The organism is Loigolactobacillus iwatensis (assembly GCF_003950295.1).
Lineage (GTDB): Bacteria > Bacillota > Bacilli > Lactobacillales > Lactobacillaceae > Loigolactobacillus > Loigolactobacillus iwatensis.
In genome coordinates this window covers 14,985-34,039 of the sequence record NZ_RHNP01000005.1, presented here as the reverse complement: position 1 = coordinate 34,039, position 19,055 = coordinate 14,985, and the positions used below count along the sequence as shown (strand labels likewise).

Sequence of the window (19,055 nt, the reverse complement as noted above, 5' to 3'; positions counted from 1 at the left end):
AGTCATTTATGCTATTAGCACACACGCAATTAAACAATTGTTGCTGTGGATCGCGTCTTACGCGACCCACTGATTGGTGTGCCTAAAAATAGTGACTTCCTTTAGGTTAACGTAAAATCAGATAATCGTGTAAGGCGCAGATTCGGTAACTTTGAATCTGCGCCTTTTTGTATCCAATTTTACGAAATACATACTTGAGCAGTTTAGAAAGTGAGGAAATAACGATGTTGGTTAACAGTATTTACCAGACGATTGGGCAGACGCCATTACTACGATTAAAAATGGCCGTTCCCAATGGTAGTCGGATTTACGCGAAGTTAGAGATGTTTAATCCAGGCGGCAGTGTTAAAGATCGTTTAGGAATGGCACTGATTGCTCACGGCCGCGAGATTGGAAAGATTAGTGAAGGGACAACCATCATTGAGCCAACGGCGGGAAACACGGGAATTGGTGTTGCGCTAGCTGCACAGCAGTATCAGCTGCCAGTTAAGCTGGTGGTTCCCGCGAAATTTAGTTTTGAAAAGCAGACACTAATGCGGGCGTTGGGAGCCGAAGTAATCAATACACCAGCAGAGGCCGGTATTAAAGGGGCAATTGCGAAAGCACAAGCATTGGCTAAAGAAATTCCTAATGCTTACGTTCCGCTACAATTTCAAAATCCGGCCAATCCTGATGCTTATTACCAGACACTTGGACCAGAGATTCTAGCTGATTTAGCACAACGGCCAATTAATGCTTTTGTGGCCGGAGCTGGCAGTGGGGGGACCTTTGTTGGAACGGCACGTGCGCTACAGGAACGATATCCTGCAATGCAGGCAATTACTGTGGAACCTGAGGGCTCAATCTTAAACGGTGGTCCTGAGCACGCGCATCGAACTGAAGGAATTGGCGTTGAATTTATCCCACCATTTTTTAAACAAATTCAGGTTGACCAGGTTCAGACAATTAGTGATGTTGCGGCTTTTAAATACGTTAAATGGTTAGCAAAGAACCTTGGTCTATTTGTTGGTAGTTCAAGTGGCGCAGCCTTGGCGGCCAGTTTAAAAGTTGCGGCGGAATTACCAGCCCAATCTACCATCGTGACCGTTTTTCCGGATTCAAGTGAACGTTATTTAAGTAAAAAAATTTACGATTAAAATAGAAGGGGTCATAATTATGAAATTTAATACTAAATTGATTCATGGTGGTATTAGCGAAGATTCAACTACAGGGGCGGTTTCAATTCCGATTTACCGCTCATCAACGTTTCACCAGCATAAAGTTGGCGGTGCACCAAAATGGGAATACGCACGGACGGGTAACCCCACCCGGGCAGCGTTAGAACAATTGATCGCGGATCTGGAACAAGGAACGGCCGGCTTTGCCTTTTCATCTGGATCAGCAGCAATTCACGTGGTTTTCTCACTATTTTCAGCCGGTGATCACATTGTTGTTGGTAATGATGTCTATGGCGGAACCTTTCGTCTAATTAATCAGGTGCTAAAACGTTTTGGTCTAACCTTTACGGTAGTTGATACGCGGGATTTGGCGGCCACTAGTGCTGCAATTCAGAGTAATACTAAAGCAATTTATTTGGAAACACCGACTAATCCGTTGCTACGAATCAGCGATATTCAAGCAATTGCCAGGCTCGCTCAGAAACAAGGCGTGCGCACAATCGTTGATAATACGTTTGCGACACCCTATAATCAAAATCCGCTGGTGCTGGGTGCAGATATTGTGGTCCATAGCGCAACAAAGTACCTTGGCGGGCATAGCGATGTAGTTGCTGGACTAGCGGTCACTAATGATAATCAAATTGCGGAACAGTTGGCCTTTTTACAAAATTCAATCGGCAGTGTGTTAGGGCCGGATGATAGTTGGTTATTGCAGCGTGGTATTAAAACCTTAGGCGTTCGGATGCGTGTTCACCAAGAAAATGCACAAATTATTTATCAGTACCTTGCTAATAACGCTAAGGTGGCAAAAGTTTATTATCCAGGTAATCCGGCTGGAGATGGTTACGCCATTGCAAAAAAACAGATGAACGGCTTTGGCGCAATGCTTTCGTTTGAATTACGGCCTGGGCTGGATCCGAAAAAGTTTGTTGAAAGCCTGCAAATCGTTGACCTTGCAGAAAGTCTTGGTGGTGTGGAAAGCCTAATTGAAATTCCGGCAGTCATGACCCACGGCGCAATTCCCCGGGAAATACGTCTGGAAAATGGTATTCAGGATGAGTTGATTCGCCTATCAGTTGGTTTAGAGGATAGTGCAGATTTACTGGCCGATCTGCAGCAAGCCTTCGCACAGATTTAAAAAGGAGACGAGTGCATGTTTACGGCAGCAAAAGCGATTCAACAACGCGATCCAGCAGCTCATAGCGTGTGGGAAGTTATTTTGACTTATTCTGGCTTTCACGCCTTGGCCTTTTACCGATTGGCACATTGGTTTCAACAGCATAGTCATCACTTATTGGCCGCATTAATTGCACACTGGGGAAAACGAGTAACCGGCGTTGAAATTCACCCCGCCGCTCAAATTGGCCGGCAAGTTTTTATTGATCACGGGACAGGTGTTGTTATTGGTGAAACGGCGGTGATTGGTGATCGGGTGACAATTTTACATAATGTCACGTTGGGTTCACGGCACCTTCAAGCCGGCCGGCGCCACCCAGTTGTTGCTAATGATGTTCTGATTGGTGCAGGTGCACAATTACTAGGTGCAATCCAAATTGGTGCGCACGTAAAGATTGGTGCCGGAACGATTGTTTTAACGGATGTGCCAGCCTATACGACAATTGTGGGTAATCCCGGGAAGCCAGTTGAGCAGCAACGGTTAAAATTAGCGCGGTTAAACTAATTAATTGACCGATATAATTGAATAAAAATGATAGATCTTAAAAGAAATGGTGACTTAAAAGAAAAATGCTTGGCTCATTAAATATTTAAATGAGCTATTAGTGTTTCTAATTGTCACTTTTGAGGTCTATTTTTTTCGTGAATTTAGTTGCTACATGTATTGGGAAGAGTCAGTGGTATAAGGGCTAACCGACAGTGGCTCATTTTTGCAACATTTTTAATCGCGATGCTTGCAGCGTAATAATGAAATGATCTTTGAAAGACTATTTGATCAAATTTGTTCTATTTTAAGCCAATTTATCCTATTAGCTAGCCCGCCCACTCCGTATAATTTAGTTATTAGATTGATAGACCAATTTTATATAAATCGATATTAATCCCTCTAAAATAGACTAGTTAAGCAAAACCAATAGTTATTTTATGATTCTTGTATTGTTTTATCCCAACCTGAGAATTTTACTGACTTAATAAATGTTAGCGGTTTCGTTATGCTTTGGACATAGAAATTAAGGAGGAAATTCAAATGGCAATTGATTGGTTAAAATTACAAGGTAAAACAATTATCGTGACAGGTGGTTCATCGGGTATCGGGGACGCAATTGTTCAGGAATTGATTAATCAAGGAGTTAGCGTGATTAACGCTGATTTAAGAGAAGGACAGTTTAAGGCGGATAACTTAACTTTTATTCAAACTGATGTAACCGATAAGGCGGCGGTTAATGCACTGGTTAAACAAGTTGTGGCTAAATTTAAAACAATTGACGGTTTAGTTAATAACGCCGGAATTAATTTACCTCGTTTGCTAGTCGATGCCAAACAGGCAGATGGACAATATGAGTTAAATGAAGCCGCATTTAATAAAATGTTTACGGTTAACGTTAAGAGTGTCTTCTTGATGTCCCAAGCAGTCGGCCGTATTTTAGCCGCGAAACATGAAGGCGTTATCGTTAATATGTCTTCCGAAGCCGGGTTAGAAGGTTCACAAGGCCAAAGTGTTTATTCGGCCACAAAAGGTGCAATTAATGGATTTACACGCTCATGGGCTAAGGAATTAGGCGAATTTAACGTGCGCGTTGTTGGTATTGCGCCAGGCATCATGGAAGCAACTGGTTTACGGACACCTTCATACGAAGAGGCGCTGGCTTATACAAGACATAAAACAGTTGAACAATTACGGGCTGGTTACAAGAGTACAACTACGACACCATTAGGACGTAGTGGACGTTTATCAGAAGTTGCTGATGTAGTTTGTTACTATCTTTCTGACAAGGCAAGCTATATTACCGGTGTTACAACAAATGTGGCGGGAGGTAAGTCTCGCGGATAAAAAGATGTGGAGGGAAACTAGGTGGATAATCAAGATTATCGGTTGTTAAAACGATTTATTACGCATGATTCGGTTTCCCTTGCCGAATTAATTACGCTTGAGAATATTTCCCAAAAGACATTACAAAAACGAATTACCCGGTTAAATACGATTTTGATTGGAATTGCTCAAATTAAAGAGCGGCATGGGCGTTACTACCTTCAGATTATTGATTATCACGCACTTAGTCATTTACAAGTTAATTATTTACGCGAATCACTGGACTTCAATGATAGTGAAAAGCGCCAGGCCTTTATTCTTCGCCAATTAGTTGAAACCAAGGGCTACCTAATTCAGGATGATTTGGCGGATGAATTAACAATCAGTAAGGGTACGCTGAGTAAGGATTTAGTTAAGCTGAAACAAACGTTGCAATATTATGAAGCCACGATTGTATCGGTATCCAATCACGGTATTAAATTGCGACTAGGACAACAATACCAACTACCAATTATTTTACTAAATGAAACTTACGATTATTTTTCTTCCGAATATCGATTGGATGAAAAGATAAAATCACTGATCGATCGAATTGGAAAAACAACAGAAACGGTTCGCTTGAAAAAATTTACGGCAGTACTTTGCTATTTGTGGCAATTGGGTTATCGTTTTGACGAAACAATTCCACACTACACTAATTTAGTTAGACTAACGCCGGCAGTACAACAGCTAACAATGGCATTAGGCAAATTGCGGCAAGAACCATTAACTGAAAATGAAAAGGATTTATTGTATTATCCCTTAAATCTTAAATATTCGGATTTACTGGATAAGAAATTAGTTGAATGTGCGGTCAAAGAGAACTGGGCCTTAATCGAGATCATTCAACAGCAAATTGAAACACACATTCAGGTCAATTTAGACTATCAACACTTTCATGAGCAAATTAAGTATCACCTATTATTCTTGTGTAATCGCGCTATTTTCACGACGCCGGCAAGTGATATTTTTACTAACGAAATTGTTAAAAATTATCCAGTGGCGGCCGAGTTAGCACTGATTTCACTTACGACACTAGAACAGCAATTAGGCGTCATCATTAATTCAGTCGAGGCTAATTATTTAGCAATTTATTTTCAATTAGCGCTGGATGATACACAAGATTTTTTACCAGCAGTTCAAACAGTCGGTCTAGTCGGAAATATCGGGATTGGTGCTCAACAATTTTTAAAGAAGCAATTGGCCGAAGTTTTTGCGGATCAAATTAAAGTAGTGGCAATTCATGATTTGGCCAAGCTAAAGCAACCTGATTTGAATTTTTTACTAATATTCTCAGATCGACCACTGGATTTAGGTGGAAATTACACGCCAGTTGTTCGGGTAGATGAACTATTTAGAACCGAAGAACTCAGTACTAAGATTACGATTTCGTTAGTTCAGCGGGCAATTCAGGCCAAATCGTGTACTTTTGCAGTTAATTATTTGGCCCCAGCAACGACGACTTACCGCGAGTTGGTTGATCAAATGATTGATCAAGAGACGGAAAAGGGTCATTTAGCGGCTAGTTTTAAACGAATTTGGCATAAGCGTGAGTTGTTGGGCAGTAGTATTTTTGAAAACGGTGTTGCCATTCCCCACGCGATTAATGAGGTAAAAAAACAGCAAATTTGTTTAAGTGTTGGTATTTTGAAGGAGCCATTTAAGGCTGGTAAACGTGAAGTTCGGTTTATCTTTTTGATTGGCATTCCCCAAAATTTAAATCAACAACTAAATCGTGTACTAGATATTATTTATGATTTTATTTTCAATTTAGTTCACCAAAAGGATATCCTGCAAAATTTATTACACTACCAAATCGATCAACCGATTGACCAGTTAATGGAGGGAATTTAGATGTCAAACTTAGTTATACTTATTATCTTTATCTTTTTAGCATTCTTGTTTCAAGCGGCATTGGGTTTCCTCCAGGTTCGTAATTTTGCCAAACATTACGGCCAGTTACGACGGCGTGGTCGGGTTCTGATCGGACGTAATCCAAAAAGATTACAGGCAGGAACGTTACTTTTAATTGCGCTAGATGGCAACAACGTAATTAAAAGTTGCCAAGTAATGAAAGGGATTACAATATTTGCTCACTTTAAAGAAATTAAACGTTTTAATGGGCAGTCATTTATTGAATTAGTTACGGATTATACGCAACTTCATCAAGAAAACCGTTTAATTCGCCAGTGTCTTTTGAACGCTTATCAAACATTGATTAAGTACCAGAATGGCACTTTGGCCGAACGTGATTTTTCAGGTCAAACGAATTTCTTTGAGTTACCACTGGTGACCTATTTCAGAAGTAAAATCAATCATTTTCAGGGTAGATTAAAGAAAGAAGGAATTATGAAATGAAATATATTACTGGTTTTGCTTCCGGTTTTATGAACCTATTTCAAACTGGTGGTAAAACGTTTATTACTTGGATGTCGACGATCATTCCAGTTGTCTTGCTATTATTAGTTCTGATGAATACCATTATTTCCTTTTTAGGCGAAGAGCGAATGGAAAAATTGGCCAAGGCTTCATCAAGAAATCCCATCACACGCTACATGATTTTACCGTTTTTGGCAGCGTTCATGTTAGGTAATCCCATGTCATTTTCATTAGGCCGTTTTATGCCAGAATTCTATAAGCCTAGCTATTACGCGGCTTTAGCTCAGTTTAACCACACAAGTAACGGGGTTTTTCCACACATCAATCCAGGTGAATTATTTATTTGGTTAGGAATTGCGCAGGGTGTCCAAAAATTAGGCTTAAACACGATGGATTTGGCCGTTCGTTATTTGCTTGTTGGTTTAGTGATGAACTTCATTGGTGGCTGGGTTACTGATTTTACGACCGCTTATGTTTGTAAGACAAGCGGGGTAATCCTTTCTAAAGAAGTTAAGTTGTCGGTTAAAGAACAGGGAGAAACGGATGCTGCGTAGATTAGGTTAAAAACACGTTAGGAGAAATTAATTATGGCTTGGAAAAGTATAAAAATCACTAAAGGCAGTGGCGGTTATGGTGGGCCACTAATTATTACACCGACTGAACAAAAACATCAATTTATCTATGTTACAGGTGGTGAACGACCGAGTATTGTTGACCGCATCGAAAAATTGACCGGTATGAAGGCCGTTGATGCTTTCAAAACATCGATTCCAGATGAAGAAACGGCACTGGCAATTATTGATTGTGGCGGTACGTTACGTTGTGGTATTTACCCTAAAAAGGGAATTTTAACGGTCAACGTTTTGCCAACTGGTAAAAGTGGCCCATTACAGAAATTTATTCACCCGGAAATTTATGTTTCTGCTGTTACCGATAAACAAGTTGCCTTGGTTGATGATAGTACAGAGACGATCGCAACAACTGCAGTTACGGCGCCAATTTCGGAAACTGAGGAAACCACAGCGCCTAAATATGATTCCAGTAAGAAGCTTACTGAGCAGCTACACCACACTAGCTTTATTGCCAAGATTGGTACTGGCGCCGGTAAAGTTGTGGCAACTTTTAATCAAGCTGCTAAGGAATCAGTTCAAACGGTTATCAATACAATTATTCCCTTTATGGCTTTTGTGGCATTACTAATCGGGATTATTCAAGGATCGGGAATTGGTAAAATTTTTGCGAAATTAATGTCGCCACTGGCCGGTAACGTAGTTGGGCTTTGTGTCATCGGGTTTGTTTGTTCGCTGCCATTTCTATCACCGTTGCTTGGGCCAGGAGCAGTTATTGGCCAAGTTATCGGAACGTTAATTGGTTTAGAAATCGGTAAGGGCACAATTCCACCACAGTATGCTTTACCAGCATTATTTGCCATTAATACACAAAATGGCTGTGACTTTATTCCAGTTGGTTTAGGTTTAGAAGAAGCAGATTCTAAAACCGTTGAAGTGGGGGTTCCATCGGTACTTTATTCACGCTTTATTAACGGGGTTCCGCGAGTTTTAGTTGCTTGGGTAGCTAGCTTTGGTTTGTACGCAAAATAAAAGGAGGTAGGTTAAAATGGAAAGTGTTAAGACGACAATTTTTGAAACGACAGTTACTGAAATTGGTGCTGAAGCAAAGGGCTTTAAAGAAATCAATATGGTGATTTTCTTTGGTAAAGAGGCTCCGGACGCGTTACGTTCTTCTTGTTACTTGATTGATGTTATGCCGGTTAAGGCAACACCAAAGCCAGGAATGACACTCTTAATTGATGATCAAGCGTATACAATTACAGCCGTCGGTAATGAGGTCATGACCAATTTAAGTAATCTTGGGCACATTTCAATTGTATTTGACGGTTCAACTAAGCCCGAATTGGCCGGAACGATGTACGTTGAACAAAAGGCCTACCCGGAAATTAATGAAGAGTCGAGTATTCAAATTTTAAAATGAAAATAAAATTAAAGTTTTACGCACGTTCTAGTGAAGTTTAGCGTTCATATCTAAATTATATCGCTATTAAAAATAATATTTATGCCGCTTGGCCACTGAATGACATGTGAACGGATTTAGTTAGGTTCCATTCCGGCGCTGGCGTATGGAACGCGTGCGACTTGGACTTGCCGGACTTCGGCTTAGTCCAATCGACAACGGGAAACAAGTCCTGTTTAGCGAATATGTTCTAGTAACTAATACTTGCTAAAATTAGTTGTTAAGAATGAGCGACAGTGGCGCGTCGACAAGCTAATTTTCTTTCCGTTTAAACCCATCGGAAAAGAAAATGGATCTTATCAATCACGCAAGGTACTAAATGACCATAATTCGGTCATCAAGTACCTTCGACACGGCTGATACGCCAGCGCCTCCATTTCACCTTGGCTGTGGTTGAGTTCTGATTATTGATTAATTTAACCGTTTAGTTAGTACAATTGAGTCAGAATCATGGCTTTAAGGCTGTACACTTTACAAGTGATCTTAATTAGCTATCAACACTGATGAAAGTAATTTTCACCTACTTGCAACAAGCTGGTTTACAGTAGTTGCCAAAGACACAAACAACGCTTGAATGTTCCACGCGGCCAGATTTCATTTTAAGTTTTGGCGTTCTGAAAACTAGCTAATAGTTTTAAATATGGTTGCTACGATGCACTAGAGTAATGTTCGGAAATAGTAAAAGGCCGAGACGAAAGTCCTGGCCTTTTACTGTTTTCGACTGCTACTCTAGAACGTGAATCCAAAACCGACTTTTGTCCCACTCCCTTGCTATTTCCTTTGTTTGCGGTATTCAGAAGGTGTTTTCCCTGTATATTGGCGAAAAACACGAGTTAGGTGGCTAGGATCAGAGAAATTTAACATTAGAGAAATTTCTTGCACTGAGCGAGCTGAAAATTGCAGTAGGTAACGTGCCTCAGTGATTTTATGCTTTAAAATATATTGTTTTAAGGTTAATCCAGTCTTACTTTTTGTTAATCGAGATAAGTAAGTTGCGTTAACATTGAGTTTTTGGGCAATAGTTGCGACTGTGATTGGTTGATAGATGTGTTGTTGCAAGTATTGTTCAATATTAAAAATATAAGGTGACACTTGTTGGCGATAACGAATCGTCAGTTTGGTGTAATAGGCAACGATTTGACGGGTGAAGTCCTTATAATTTGTTAAATCAACTTGCTTTTCAGCTTCCCGAATTAATTTATCCCCTTTAAAATAAGATTCACCAGAAGGAACGCCAGCGGCATTAGCGGCTCGAGAACTAATAACGACCGTTACAATGATGAATTCCTTGACACGTTTTATCGGATCAGAGCTAAGCATACCAACGTATTCAGGTACTTGAAGCAAGTAGTCAATCAATGCCTCAGCACGTTGTAAATTTCCGGCAGTGATTGCCTCTAACATTAGTAATTCATGTTTGTAGAGCTCATCCATGTCATAGTAATGAGTTGTTTCGTCGGTTTTAAGTTCTTCAAGTAAAAGATCACGCATTGCGTAGTGTGTAACAAGCGAATCAAGCCGCTGGGTTAAATTCAGTTTGACTGACGAAGGTACGTGGTAGAGTGCCAGATAAAGTGTAGCTGCTAGATTGTTTGCGTCGGATTTATCCGTTATTGTGTGAACGAAATTTGCTGAATCAAGGGGAATGAAGCAGAGCCAAATACCATTTAATTTATTTTTTTCTAATTTTGGAATTGCTAAAATTAAGGCGTTAGAACGCTGTAATCTAAATATTTGTGGTTGCTTTGACGCAAGTACTTTACTGTAGTTTTTAATTTCTTTTTGGTTTAAAGTAATCGCAGTGTTTCGTTGCATTTGCGATGTTAATTGCCAGCCAGGAATACTAAATTCAAAAAATGAGAAATTAAATAGGCGGCTGAATTGCTGCATGAGTAATAATTTATTAGTTGCTTGGGACATGTATTTCTCCTATAGTAATAACTTGTGAGTTAGCGACAAAATGAAATCACTTTCATTATACTAGAAATCTAAGACTAGTTGGTGGTCGATTTAATTTAGTGAAATATGTTCTATTTTAAATAATTAATTATAAATTATTTAAAAATCCCTTGCATTTGGTTGATATTAGTCTATTCTTGGGTGTAACAATCTGTAATTAGGGGGGCACCTGCATGATTACAATGTATTTTCACACTAGTGATCCGGCAAAAAATAAATTAATGAAGTGGTTTAAGCAACAGCACTTAGAATTTAAACTACGTAACATTATTCAAAAACCGTTAACTAAAGCAGAGTTAACCCATTTATTTTTAATGGCAACGGGTGGAACAGATGATTTAATTGCCAAAAAGTCTAAGGTAGCAAAGTCGACACAACTTGACAATAATTTAACCTTTAATGAATTAATCGATACTGTTTTAGCGACGCCACAGCTTTTAAAGAATCCAGTTGTTTTTGATGATAAGAACATTGTTGCGGGCTATAGCTTGGAAAAAATTGGTGTCTTTATTCCAAAATCACAACGAAAACTAGAATTAATGGCTTTATTTAACCGAATTTATCCAAAAGGACCTACACAGTCGCTGTCATTTTAATGATTGAACGAGTTTAATTTGACATAACTCTGTTGCAAGCAACAATTATATAAGTTATTTTGAGTAATTAAAGCGGTCTAAATTCAAGTTAGAAATAACTTGAATTTAGACCGCTTTTTATTTGGTACATTAGCTAATCAAGTAAATTAATTGGTTGTTTTTGCCTTGGTTAACGCATTTTTAACGGCACTTTTAATGGCGTTACTAGAAGCAGAAGCGCCTGAAATAGCGTCAACTGTATAGCTATTTGCGGCAACTATTTTGGCCGGTAACTGTTCTACGGCCGCCTTACCAACGTCTTCGCTTTCACTTTGCTTGACAACCTCGACGTTTTTGATTTGCTGGTTGGTATAGGTCACGCGAACTACCACCTGGCCACCAATTCCGGTATCACTGACACCCAAATATTGATTTTCGCCAACACTGATGTCCTTTAGCGAATCTTCAGGAGCTAGGTCGTTACTGCCTAAATCAACCTTAGCGTTAAGAGTCGTTGGGGTGCTGACTGACGTCGTTTTTTCTTTAGCTGCATTTTCACCAGCAATTTTACCGAAAATTAAACACTCGGCAAGATTACTGCCGCCAGCATATTGATTGGCATTAGCGCCACCGAGTTCGCCAGCTCCGTATAAGTGGGGAATTGGTTGGAGCTGGGTGTTTAAAATTTCGGCGTTAGCGTTTCGCCGTGGTCCGCCTTGCGTATTTAGCATTCCCGATTCCAGTTTAACTGCGTAATATGGACCGGTAGTTAAAGCCCGCATCGTTTTAGCGGCACGGTGTTGACTGTAATCGTGGCCAGTTTTGGCAAAAGTATTAAAGTCAGCGACTGTTTGTTGCAAGGTTGCCGCATTGAGATTTGTCTTTTGGGCCAATTCAGGTAAATTAGCGGCCTGAATGACACGTTCAAAGAAATCTTGTTCAGGTAACTGTTTGGCGGCCTTAAATTGGTCAAATTGAACTTGATCAAAAATTAGGTAAGGATGGTCTTGGGCGGTTGGAATACGCCAAGTACCGTGACTGTACAAACGACCGTGACGATTTGCTTCGTCTTCACGGAAGTAGCGACTACCATCATCACCAACAACAAAAATACTACCAGTATAAAGATCTTTCCATGGCGCTAAAATTAATTTACCACGTTCACCAGGGTGAGTTGCAAAGGTCATTCCTGAAAGTAGGCCTAATCCTTCGTAACTCTTCATGTGCCACATATCGGCACCAATTTCTTCGGCCATTTTAATGCCATCGCCTTGATTATAAAGTGTTCCGATTGGTGCCAAATGTGGAGCACCTAAATAGTCTTGGATTGCTTGTTTATCCGTTTCAAAGCCACCACAGGCTAGTACAACACCATTTTTCGCCTGAATATTAACATTTTGGCCATTGCGTTTAATGGTAACGCCAGTGATCGTTTTGGTCAGTGGATCTTGAACTAGGTGCTGTGCGGGAGAGGACAGCCAAACATCAATATTATTAGTTCGATCAACAACGTGCTGCCGGAGATTTTTCCATAAGGCGGCGTCAAAAAAGCCTTCGTGGACCATGCTGAGATCAAAAGTATCAGAACCGGGGAATTCAGGGTATTCTGGAGCCAAACCCTTTGCGACTTCACCGTGACTTCCATTTTTATAGGTATCATTGTAGCTGACTGGTTCCACGTCTAGATAATTCTTAAAATAACTACGCATATTAATCATGCCCTGAACGTAGGTTTGTAGCAGCGTATCATCCAGATCAATTGGACCTAACATTGCCTTGTAATAACTGAGCATTTTAGTATAATCCGTTCCGGTTGCAACGACTTGGCCGGCATAGCGAACGTTACCACCTTCGTGTCCTTCTGGAGCAACATCGGTTAAAAGTACCTTGGCGCCGTTGTCTGCGGCAAAACGTGCAGCCGTAGCACCAGCGGCACCGAAACCAACAACAATGACATCATAGGCACCATTCCAAGTAATTTGTGATTCTTGTGGCAATTGCGTGACCTTCTTTTGGTATTTCTGATTAATTAAAGTCGTGAAATCTAAGTAATTGTTAAAACAACTTTCTAAAAAGCTAATTGTTTGTTGATCCTTTAATTGATGTTGCTCATCAAAGGCGGCCTTAACGTAATTTAATAGAAATTCGTTACCCGGTTGCACAAAGGCACCTAAACCAGGTGAATCCAAAATTTGGCGTAAATGTTGTTGCGCACGGGAAGCACCTTGGGGTCCATAAGAGGCACCAACAATCATAATTGGTTTATGGTTAAAAGGATGTAACTCGCAAGACAACCATTCTAAGACACTCTTCAAAGCGGCTGGAATTGAATGATCGTATTCCGGTGTTGCGATGATGACACCATCTGCAGAGCTGATTTTAGCGGCCAATTGAGTGATACTAACAGGTGGTTGCTTGACGATATTTTCATTAAAAAGTGGCAGATGATTAATTTCACAAATTTCAATTTCTTGCTTAGGACCAAAGTGAGTCTGCATGTACTGTAGTAACTGCCGGTTATACGAAAAATCAGCGTTAGTACCAACGATACCGATAAATTTCATTAGAAGAACTCCCTTACATTTAATATGCGATTATTGGTATGATAATTATTTGTTGCCTAAACATTAATTTTAAAAGTGCTTATTTATTAAGCAAGTAAGCATTTTACAACTTCATTATTAAACAAATAAACTAATTTGTGAAATAATTATTTTATACTAAAAGTATGCTATTATTGGCATAAGTTGAGATTAAAAAAGGAGTGCCCGCTATGACACCACTTGAAAAAGATAAACAGTTTATTTCAATTCTGGAAGCAGTTCCCAAACTCGGTAACATTACTGCCGCGGCGGAAATGTTATTTATGACGCAACCAGCATTGAGTAAATTAATTCGCCAGCGAGAGGAACAACTAGGTGTTCAGTTAATCGATCGGCGGCATCATCCGTTACGGTTAACTTATTCGGGAGAGTATTATTTACACCGCTTACGACATATTGTGGCCCAGTATGATTCTTTATACCATGGCTTAGCAGTCTTGAATGAGGCCGGGCACGGGCGTCTAACGATTGGCGTTACCCAATCGTTAGGTGAGCAAATTTTGCCCCGGTTATTACCTGAATATCACGCTACTTACCCTAACGTTGATCTGCGGCTTGTTGAATACCCCAGCAGTGAGGTTGAAACCGAGTTAATTAATGATAATTTGGATCTTTACATTGGTGTCTTACCAATTGATAATAGTCAGATTCATTATCAACTGTTATACCGGGAGCCGGTTTGTCTAGTCCTGTCACCTAGCCACCCAGCTTATCAGGCGCAAATCAAAAAGTTGCGTTTGATTAACAGTAGTCATGAGTTGATTGATAATCAGCCGATGATTATGGAAAATAAAAATTCTGGGTTCCAACGATTTATTGATCAATATTTAACTAAGAATAATATTTATCCCAAAGTGATTTTACGAACGGCCAGTCTCAATACTGCAATCAAATTAGTACAGCATAATTTTGCTGCCGCAACTTTGGTACCACGGTCCGTCTGGCAAAGCCACCCCACCAAGGCGCGATTAAATACATTTCAATTAGCAACTGAAGAATTACAAAGTGAGACGTTTATTGCCTATAAGCGCGATCGCCTGCTAACTAGTCAGGAAAAGGCCTTGATTGATCTGGCAATTAAATGGGGCCAGCGTGCTACATTAGGTTAATGTTCCGTGGGTCTACTATATTTTATAGCGCCAATTAGTGGACAAAAGCACGCTATTATCGGTATACTGGCAAGTATTGTTTTTTTATGTTGAAGGAGTGGGTGACGTGACAAAAAAGGTGAAACGCGCTATTTTCATTTTGATTTTTAGCGAGTTTTTGGTGTGCTTGGGAATTAGTTTGGTTATTCCAGTTATGCCGTTTATTAAAAATGAACTTCATTTATCGGCCACTGATATTGGAATTATGAGTGCACTGTTTGCCTTAGCGCAATTCATTGCTTCACCAGTGATTGGTCGTTTATCTGACCGAATCGGGCGTAAACCAGTTTTAGTTAGCGGATTATTCTTATACATGGTTTCGGAAGTTTTATTTGCGTTAACGAATCATCTCTACATGTTTAATCTATCACGCATTGTTGGTGGTTTGTCGGCGGCAATGGTTGTACCGACTGCGATGGCAATGGCCGCCGATATTACAACGCGAAGTCAGCGGGCGCGGGTTGTGGGCTGGTTATCGGCCGCTTTTAGTGGTGGTTTAATTTTGGGACCCGGAATTGGTGGTCTGCTTGCTAAAATTGATTATAAGGCACCTTTTTGGAGTGCTGGATTTTTAGGTCTGCTTAGTATGATTGCGCTAATTACTTTATTACCTAAAGAAGATGACCTACTAGCGCCGGATATTGTGGCGGCCCGGAAAACTAAGAGTACAAAAACGGGAGTTAAGTCATTTTTAACTAAACCGATTATTTTACTTTTTATTATGATCTTAGTTTCATCATTTGGTTTACAAGGGTTCGAAAGTATTTACAGTATTTACGTTAATGAAGTTTTTCACTTTACGTTAAATAACATTGCCTTAGTGTTGACTCTAAATGGGGCAATTTCGTTGATTATGCAAGTGGCACTGTTTGACCGGTTAGTCGTGCTTTTTCGGGAGACCAAACTGATTCGTTACTGCTTCTTTTTTAGTTTTGCGGGTACGATTTGGATTATTTTGGCCCATTCTAAATGGGAAGTTGTTGTGGCAACTTTAATTGTCTTTTCGTCTTTTGATTTATTGCGACCGGCAATTACGACCTTGTTAACTAAGGCCAGCACAACTAGTCAGGGCCTGATTAACGGGCTAAACATGTCGCTGACTAGCGTTGGTAATGTGATCGGGCCAATAATGTCAGGGATGTTACTGGATATGAATTATCATTATCCTTACTTAGTGGTCACAGTATTCTTGGCAGCATCATTCTTGTTAACTTTTCAAATTCATATGACAACGCAGCGTGATTAAACATAGCGGTCAAATCAGTTAGTGGGTAAATTTTATTCCCGCTAGCCGATTTGGCCGCTATTTTAGTCCAATACCAGGTGTTCACTTCAAGTACTTTTATTTAGTACTTTTCAATTTATTAGAAAGCAATATGGTCGGTAAAATAATAATCAAGGCAGCAATCGAAATAATTAAAAAACCGTACTGAAATGATTCAAGCCGAATATTAACTAAATGTTGGTGTGCAAATGATTGTAAATGATTAGCCGCTACATTATATTTTCCAGCAGCAAGTCTAGTTTCAAATGCTTTAACTCGAGATGCTGAATAGACGGTAACTGCAGTTGTGATGATTGCCGAACCGAAAGCACTCCCGATATTTTGAATAATCCGAGCGCCGATTGTGGCAGCGGGCACTTGATTAGCCTTCATTCCTGTGTAGGAATCGGCCATTAACGGCATTAAGATTCCACCGGCGCCGATACCGCGTACGAATAGGACAATGGCAATGATCCAAAATGAAGTGTGCTGATCAATCCAGAAAAATGGTAGGGTGCCTACAAATGTAATAACGACACTTGCTAAAACTACATATTTAGCGCCAATACTATCGGTCAATCGGCCAGTCAGTGGTCGTGATACGAGCATCCCTAGTCCCTGTGGAACCAAGGCTAAAGCTGCCATAATCACACTCATACCGCGAACATTCTGAAAAAATAGTGGTAATAATAACATTGCACCATTGAGCACGGTTCCTGCAATGAAAAGACCAATGATGGAGCCATCGAATGACTTAAACGTGAAGAGTTTCGTTGGTAAGACAGCTTTATCTTTACGAATAAATGCCCAGCCGATGTAAAGTATCAATGTAACTAATCCAGTAGTGAGAAAAGAAATTGTCGTGTGATTACTAAAATTGGCCGCATGTGCTGCCTTCACAACACCGTAAATGATACTGCTGGTTGAAGCAATCAAAAGTAGAATGCCAATAAAATCCATTTTCGCCGTTTTATTTTGTGCGGGATAATTTGGCATTTTCCAAATAATGAGTCCTAGGGAGACTAGAGTGACAGGTACATTAATCCAAAAAATCCAGTGCCACGATAGAAATTTAATAATAACACCACCAAGGACTGGTCCCAATAGTGGGCCTAAAATCATTGGTAAGCCAACGGTTGCCATCATGCGACCCATGATTTCAGGTCCAGCCGTTTGAACTAACAGTGTCGTTAGTAATGGCATAATTAGACCACCAGCAAATCCTTGAATTAAGCGAGCACCGATTAAAAATTGGATACTAGGCGAAATGGCCGATAAAATTGAACCAACGCCAAATAAAATTTCACCAGCCATAAAAACATATTTACCGTTAAATTTATTTAGTAGCCAACTAGAAAACGGTACGGCGATCCCGGTGGCTAGTAAATAGCAAGTAATCGTCCATTGAACGGTGGGCACCGAACTGTTGAAACTATGAACCAAATTATTGATGGCAATATTGATCATCGTTGAGTCAAGCAAAGGCGCCATGGCACCAAGCACAACTACCCAGGCGATCGTTAAAACAGATTTTGGAATCTCGTTTTGTTTCTGCATATTATTTCCTCCTGTAAAATAAGAAACTATTAGTATCTTATGAACACGAGTGCTATAATACACTTTGAAATGAAAAAGTCAATAAGAAACTTAAAGTATCTTATTTTTTGAGGAGGTCGAAGCAATGGTGCAAAAAAGACGGCGAGGAACTGAACTAACAGAAGCAATTTATCAAGCAACGCGCGAAATATTAGAAAATGATGGTTTATCAGCGTTAACTTTCCCCAAAGTTGCAACAGCTGCTGGAACCAGTAAACCAGTGATTTACCGGCGCTGGGACTCACCGTTTTCACTTGCCATTGCGGCCGTTCAAGATAAAATTAAGCTGGAGAATCATGGCCGAATGGATGAACTTAAGTTGACGGGAACGTCTTTGCGAGCGGACTTATCGCAATTATTACAACGCTTTATTATTAGTATGAATGCGTTTGGCCAGTCTTACACGAATACTTTTTTTAATGGTATGAGTAAACAACAAAATGAAGTTATCCAAAAGATGATCGATGAAGCGACCGCAATTGATATTAGTGCACTTAACCAGGTGCTCAAGCGCGCTAAAGAACGTGGTGAATTGGCAACAACTGAAATGTCCAATGATTTAAAATTATTACCATTCGAATGGCTTCGGTACCATCTATTTGTTAATGAAAATGTTAGTAGAGTAAATTTAACTGCGTTGATTGATGATGTGTTGATTCCGTCATACCAACACGCAACTGGAACACCAAAGTAATTGACTATAAAAAATACAGACGGAGTGGGGGAAATCCTGGCTGCAGCAAACCCTAAACCACTCCGATCTATATTTTTATAACTTAGCTAACATACTTTAGCAACGTGAATAAGTTAGTTTGCTTTGAATTAGGTCATCATCATTAGTGTTATAAAAAGGTTCGTCAAATTTACTCGTGGCCGGATTGAAATTATTTTGAATATTGCGGTTTATTTTTACAATCTGTCATATTAAAAATAAGTTGATAATTAGTCAAGCAGGAATTGCGGCATGTGGCGCATAAACCATCAATGGCTAGGTAAACGACTGGGGCCGTTAAAGTTGATGCAGAAAGTTTTGATTGAGATAAATGAGTTATGTCCTGTTTCACGTGAAACAAAAATAAAGTCCGTGAAAGATCGTTTGAATTTAACGCTAATCAAATTTATGTATTTACGATAAAAATTACAAAGAAAACAGAAATATAACGCTTCAATATCAAAACCGTGCCTAGCCGTTGAATTGAAAAACAGGCAAGTAGTTATTGGGTTAAAGAGTCGAGAATTATTAGTTTGGTGATAATATTGCAAGTCAAATTGTAGCACTATGTAAATAGTCCTTGATGCAAAGGCCTTTCCAAGCATT

General features: G+C 39.8%; 16 protein-coding genes. 13 read left to right on the top strand and 3 right to left on the bottom strand.

Going from position 1 to position 19,055, the window contains the following annotated elements:
• The first annotated feature begins 224 nt into the window (after window positions 1-224).
• From EKM98_RS02655 to EKM98_RS02615, 9 genes are all read left to right on the top strand, one after another.
• Window positions 225-1,136 carry a PLP-dependent cysteine synthase family protein gene (locus EKM98_RS02655; RefSeq protein WP_068477241.1) on the top strand — a complete coding sequence of 304 codons (912 nt, stop codon included), beginning with the start codon at window positions 225-227 and terminating at the stop codon, window positions 1,134-1,136.
• 19 nt (window positions 1,137-1,155) lie between these two features.
• Window positions 1,156-2,295, top strand: a complete 1,140-nt coding sequence (locus tag EKM98_RS02650; protein WP_068225862.1) for a trans-sulfuration enzyme family protein — start codon at window positions 1,156-1,158, stop codon at window positions 2,293-2,295.
• A 15-nt stretch (window positions 2,296-2,310) separates the two neighbouring features.
• Window positions 2,311-2,838: a serine O-acetyltransferase EpsC gene (gene epsC, locus EKM98_RS02645; RefSeq protein ID WP_068225861.1), complete on the top strand. Its 528-nt coding sequence runs from the start codon at window positions 2,311-2,313 to the stop codon at window positions 2,836-2,838.
• A 522-nt stretch (window positions 2,839-3,360) separates the two neighbouring features.
• Complete coding sequence (locus tag EKM98_RS02640) at window positions 3,361-4,164, top strand: SDR family oxidoreductase (RefSeq protein WP_068225860.1); 804 nt, start codon at window positions 3,361-3,363, stop codon at window positions 4,162-4,164.
• 21 nt (window positions 4,165-4,185) lie between these two features.
• Window positions 4,186-6,036 carry a BglG family transcription antiterminator gene (locus tag EKM98_RS02635; RefSeq protein ID WP_125980386.1) on the top strand — a complete coding sequence of 617 codons (1,851 nt, stop codon included), beginning with the start codon at window positions 4,186-4,188 and terminating at the stop codon, window positions 6,034-6,036.
• On the top strand, window positions 6,037-6,540 hold the full coding sequence (locus tag EKM98_RS02630; protein WP_068225858.1) for a transcriptional regulator GutM: 504 nt from the start codon (window positions 6,037-6,039) through the stop codon (window positions 6,538-6,540). It abuts the gene before it with no gap.
• Window positions 6,537-7,115: a PTS glucitol/sorbitol transporter subunit IIC gene (srlA, locus tag EKM98_RS02625; RefSeq protein ID WP_068225857.1), complete on the top strand. Its 579-nt coding sequence runs from the start codon at window positions 6,537-6,539 to the stop codon at window positions 7,113-7,115. Before EKM98_RS02630 ends, srlA begins: the two co-directional genes overlap by 4 nt.
• Before the next feature lie 33 nt (window positions 7,116-7,148).
• Entirely contained in the window at window positions 7,149-8,162 is a 1,014-nt protein-coding gene (gene srlE / locus EKM98_RS02620; RefSeq protein WP_125980385.1) for a PTS glucitol/sorbitol transporter subunit IIB, read from the top strand.
• A gap of 16 nt (window positions 8,163-8,178) precedes the next feature.
• The gene (locus tag EKM98_RS02615; RefSeq protein ID WP_125980383.1) at window positions 8,179-8,553 is read left to right on the top strand and encodes a PTS glucitol/sorbitol transporter subunit IIA; all 375 of its coding nucleotides are present in this window, start codon (window positions 8,179-8,181) and stop codon (window positions 8,551-8,553) included.
• Between the two features lie 810 nt (window positions 8,554-9,363).
• Here the strand turns inward: EKM98_RS02615 and EKM98_RS02610 are convergent.
• The gene (locus tag EKM98_RS02610) at window positions 9,364-10,512 is read right to left on the bottom strand and encodes a helix-turn-helix domain-containing protein (protein ID WP_125980382.1); all 1,149 of its coding nucleotides are present in this window, start codon (window positions 10,510-10,512) and stop codon (window positions 9,364-9,366) included.
• A 212-nt stretch (window positions 10,513-10,724) separates the two neighbouring features.
• On the opposite strand from EKM98_RS02610, the gene EKM98_RS02605 reads away from it, so the two are divergent.
• Window positions 10,725-11,147, top strand: a complete 423-nt coding sequence (locus EKM98_RS02605) for an ArsC/Spx/MgsR family protein (RefSeq protein ID WP_068225853.1) — start codon at window positions 10,725-10,727, stop codon at window positions 11,145-11,147.
• Window positions 11,148-11,293: 146 nt separating this feature from the next.
• On the opposite strand, the gene EKM98_RS02600 is transcribed toward EKM98_RS02605, so the two are convergent.
• Window positions 11,294-13,690, bottom strand: coding sequence for an NAD(P)H-dependent oxidoreductase (locus tag EKM98_RS02600; RefSeq protein ID WP_125980380.1), 2,397 nt, complete (start codon window positions 13,688-13,690; stop codon window positions 11,294-11,296).
• Window positions 13,691-13,899: 209 nt separating this feature from the next.
• Here EKM98_RS02600 and EKM98_RS02595 point away from each other — a divergent pair, with 209 nt between their 5' ends.
• Together EKM98_RS02595 and EKM98_RS02590 are read left to right on the top strand one after the other, a co-directional pair.
• The gene (locus tag EKM98_RS02595) at window positions 13,900-14,838 is read left to right on the top strand and encodes a LysR family transcriptional regulator (RefSeq protein ID WP_068225851.1); all 939 of its coding nucleotides are present in this window, start codon (window positions 13,900-13,902) and stop codon (window positions 14,836-14,838) included.
• A 106-nt stretch (window positions 14,839-14,944) separates the two neighbouring features.
• Window positions 14,945-16,123, top strand: a complete 1,179-nt coding sequence (locus EKM98_RS02590; protein WP_068225850.1) for an MFS transporter — start codon at window positions 14,945-14,947, stop codon at window positions 16,121-16,123.
• 96 nt (window positions 16,124-16,219) lie between these two features.
• Here EKM98_RS02590 and EKM98_RS02585 read toward each other — a convergent pair whose 3' ends face one another.
• Complete coding sequence (locus EKM98_RS02585; protein ID WP_068225849.1) at window positions 16,220-17,698, bottom strand: MDR family MFS transporter; 1,479 nt, start codon at window positions 17,696-17,698, stop codon at window positions 16,220-16,222.
• A gap of 124 nt (window positions 17,699-17,822) precedes the next feature.
• Between EKM98_RS02585 and EKM98_RS02580 the strand changes: the two genes are divergently transcribed.
• Window positions 17,823-18,431, top strand: coding sequence for a TetR/AcrR family transcriptional regulator (locus EKM98_RS02580; RefSeq protein WP_068377143.1), 609 nt, complete (start codon window positions 17,823-17,825; stop codon window positions 18,429-18,431).
• Window positions 18,432-19,055: the final 624 nt, after the last annotated feature.

What these genes read in the sequence shown, in the direction of transcription:
- EKM98_RS02655 (WP_068477241.1), top strand. Translation starts at nt 225, where the DNA reads ATGTTGGTTAACAGTATTTACCAGACGATTGGGCAGACGCCATTACTA.
- EKM98_RS02650 (WP_068225862.1), top strand. Translation starts at nt 1,156, where the DNA reads ATGAAATTTAATACTAAATTGATTCATGGTGGTATTAGCGAAGATTCA.
- epsC (WP_068225861.1), top strand. Translation starts at nt 2,311, where the DNA reads ATGTTTACGGCAGCAAAAGCGATTCAACAACGCGATCCAGCAGCTCAT.
- EKM98_RS02640 (WP_068225860.1), top strand. Translation starts at nt 3,361, where the DNA reads ATGGCAATTGATTGGTTAAAATTACAAGGTAAAACAATTATCGTGACA.
- EKM98_RS02630 (WP_068225858.1), top strand. Translation starts at nt 6,037, where the DNA reads ATGTCAAACTTAGTTATACTTATTATCTTTATCTTTTTAGCATTCTTG.
- srlA (WP_068225857.1), top strand. Translation starts at nt 6,537, where the DNA reads ATGAAATATATTACTGGTTTTGCTTCCGGTTTTATGAACCTATTTCAA.
- srlE (WP_125980385.1), top strand. Translation starts at nt 7,149, where the DNA reads ATGGCTTGGAAAAGTATAAAAATCACTAAAGGCAGTGGCGGTTATGGT.
- EKM98_RS02615 (WP_125980383.1), top strand. Translation starts at nt 8,179, where the DNA reads ATGGAAAGTGTTAAGACGACAATTTTTGAAACGACAGTTACTGAAATT.
- EKM98_RS02610 (WP_125980382.1), bottom strand. Translation starts at nt 10,512, where the DNA reads ATGTCCCAAGCAACTAATAAATTATTACTCATGCAGCAATTCAGCCGC.
- EKM98_RS02605 (WP_068225853.1), top strand. Translation starts at nt 10,725, where the DNA reads ATGATTACAATGTATTTTCACACTAGTGATCCGGCAAAAAATAAATTA.
- EKM98_RS02600 (WP_125980380.1), bottom strand. Translation starts at nt 13,690, where the DNA reads ATGAAATTTATCGGTATCGTTGGTACTAACGCTGATTTTTCGTATAAC.
- EKM98_RS02595 (WP_068225851.1), top strand. Translation starts at nt 13,900, where the DNA reads ATGACACCACTTGAAAAAGATAAACAGTTTATTTCAATTCTGGAAGCA.
- EKM98_RS02585 (WP_068225849.1), bottom strand. Translation starts at nt 17,698, where the DNA reads ATGCAGAAACAAAACGAGATTCCAAAATCTGTTTTAACGATCGCCTGG.
- EKM98_RS02580 (WP_068377143.1), top strand. Translation starts at nt 17,823, where the DNA reads ATGGTGCAAAAAAGACGGCGAGGAACTGAACTAACAGAAGCAATTTAT.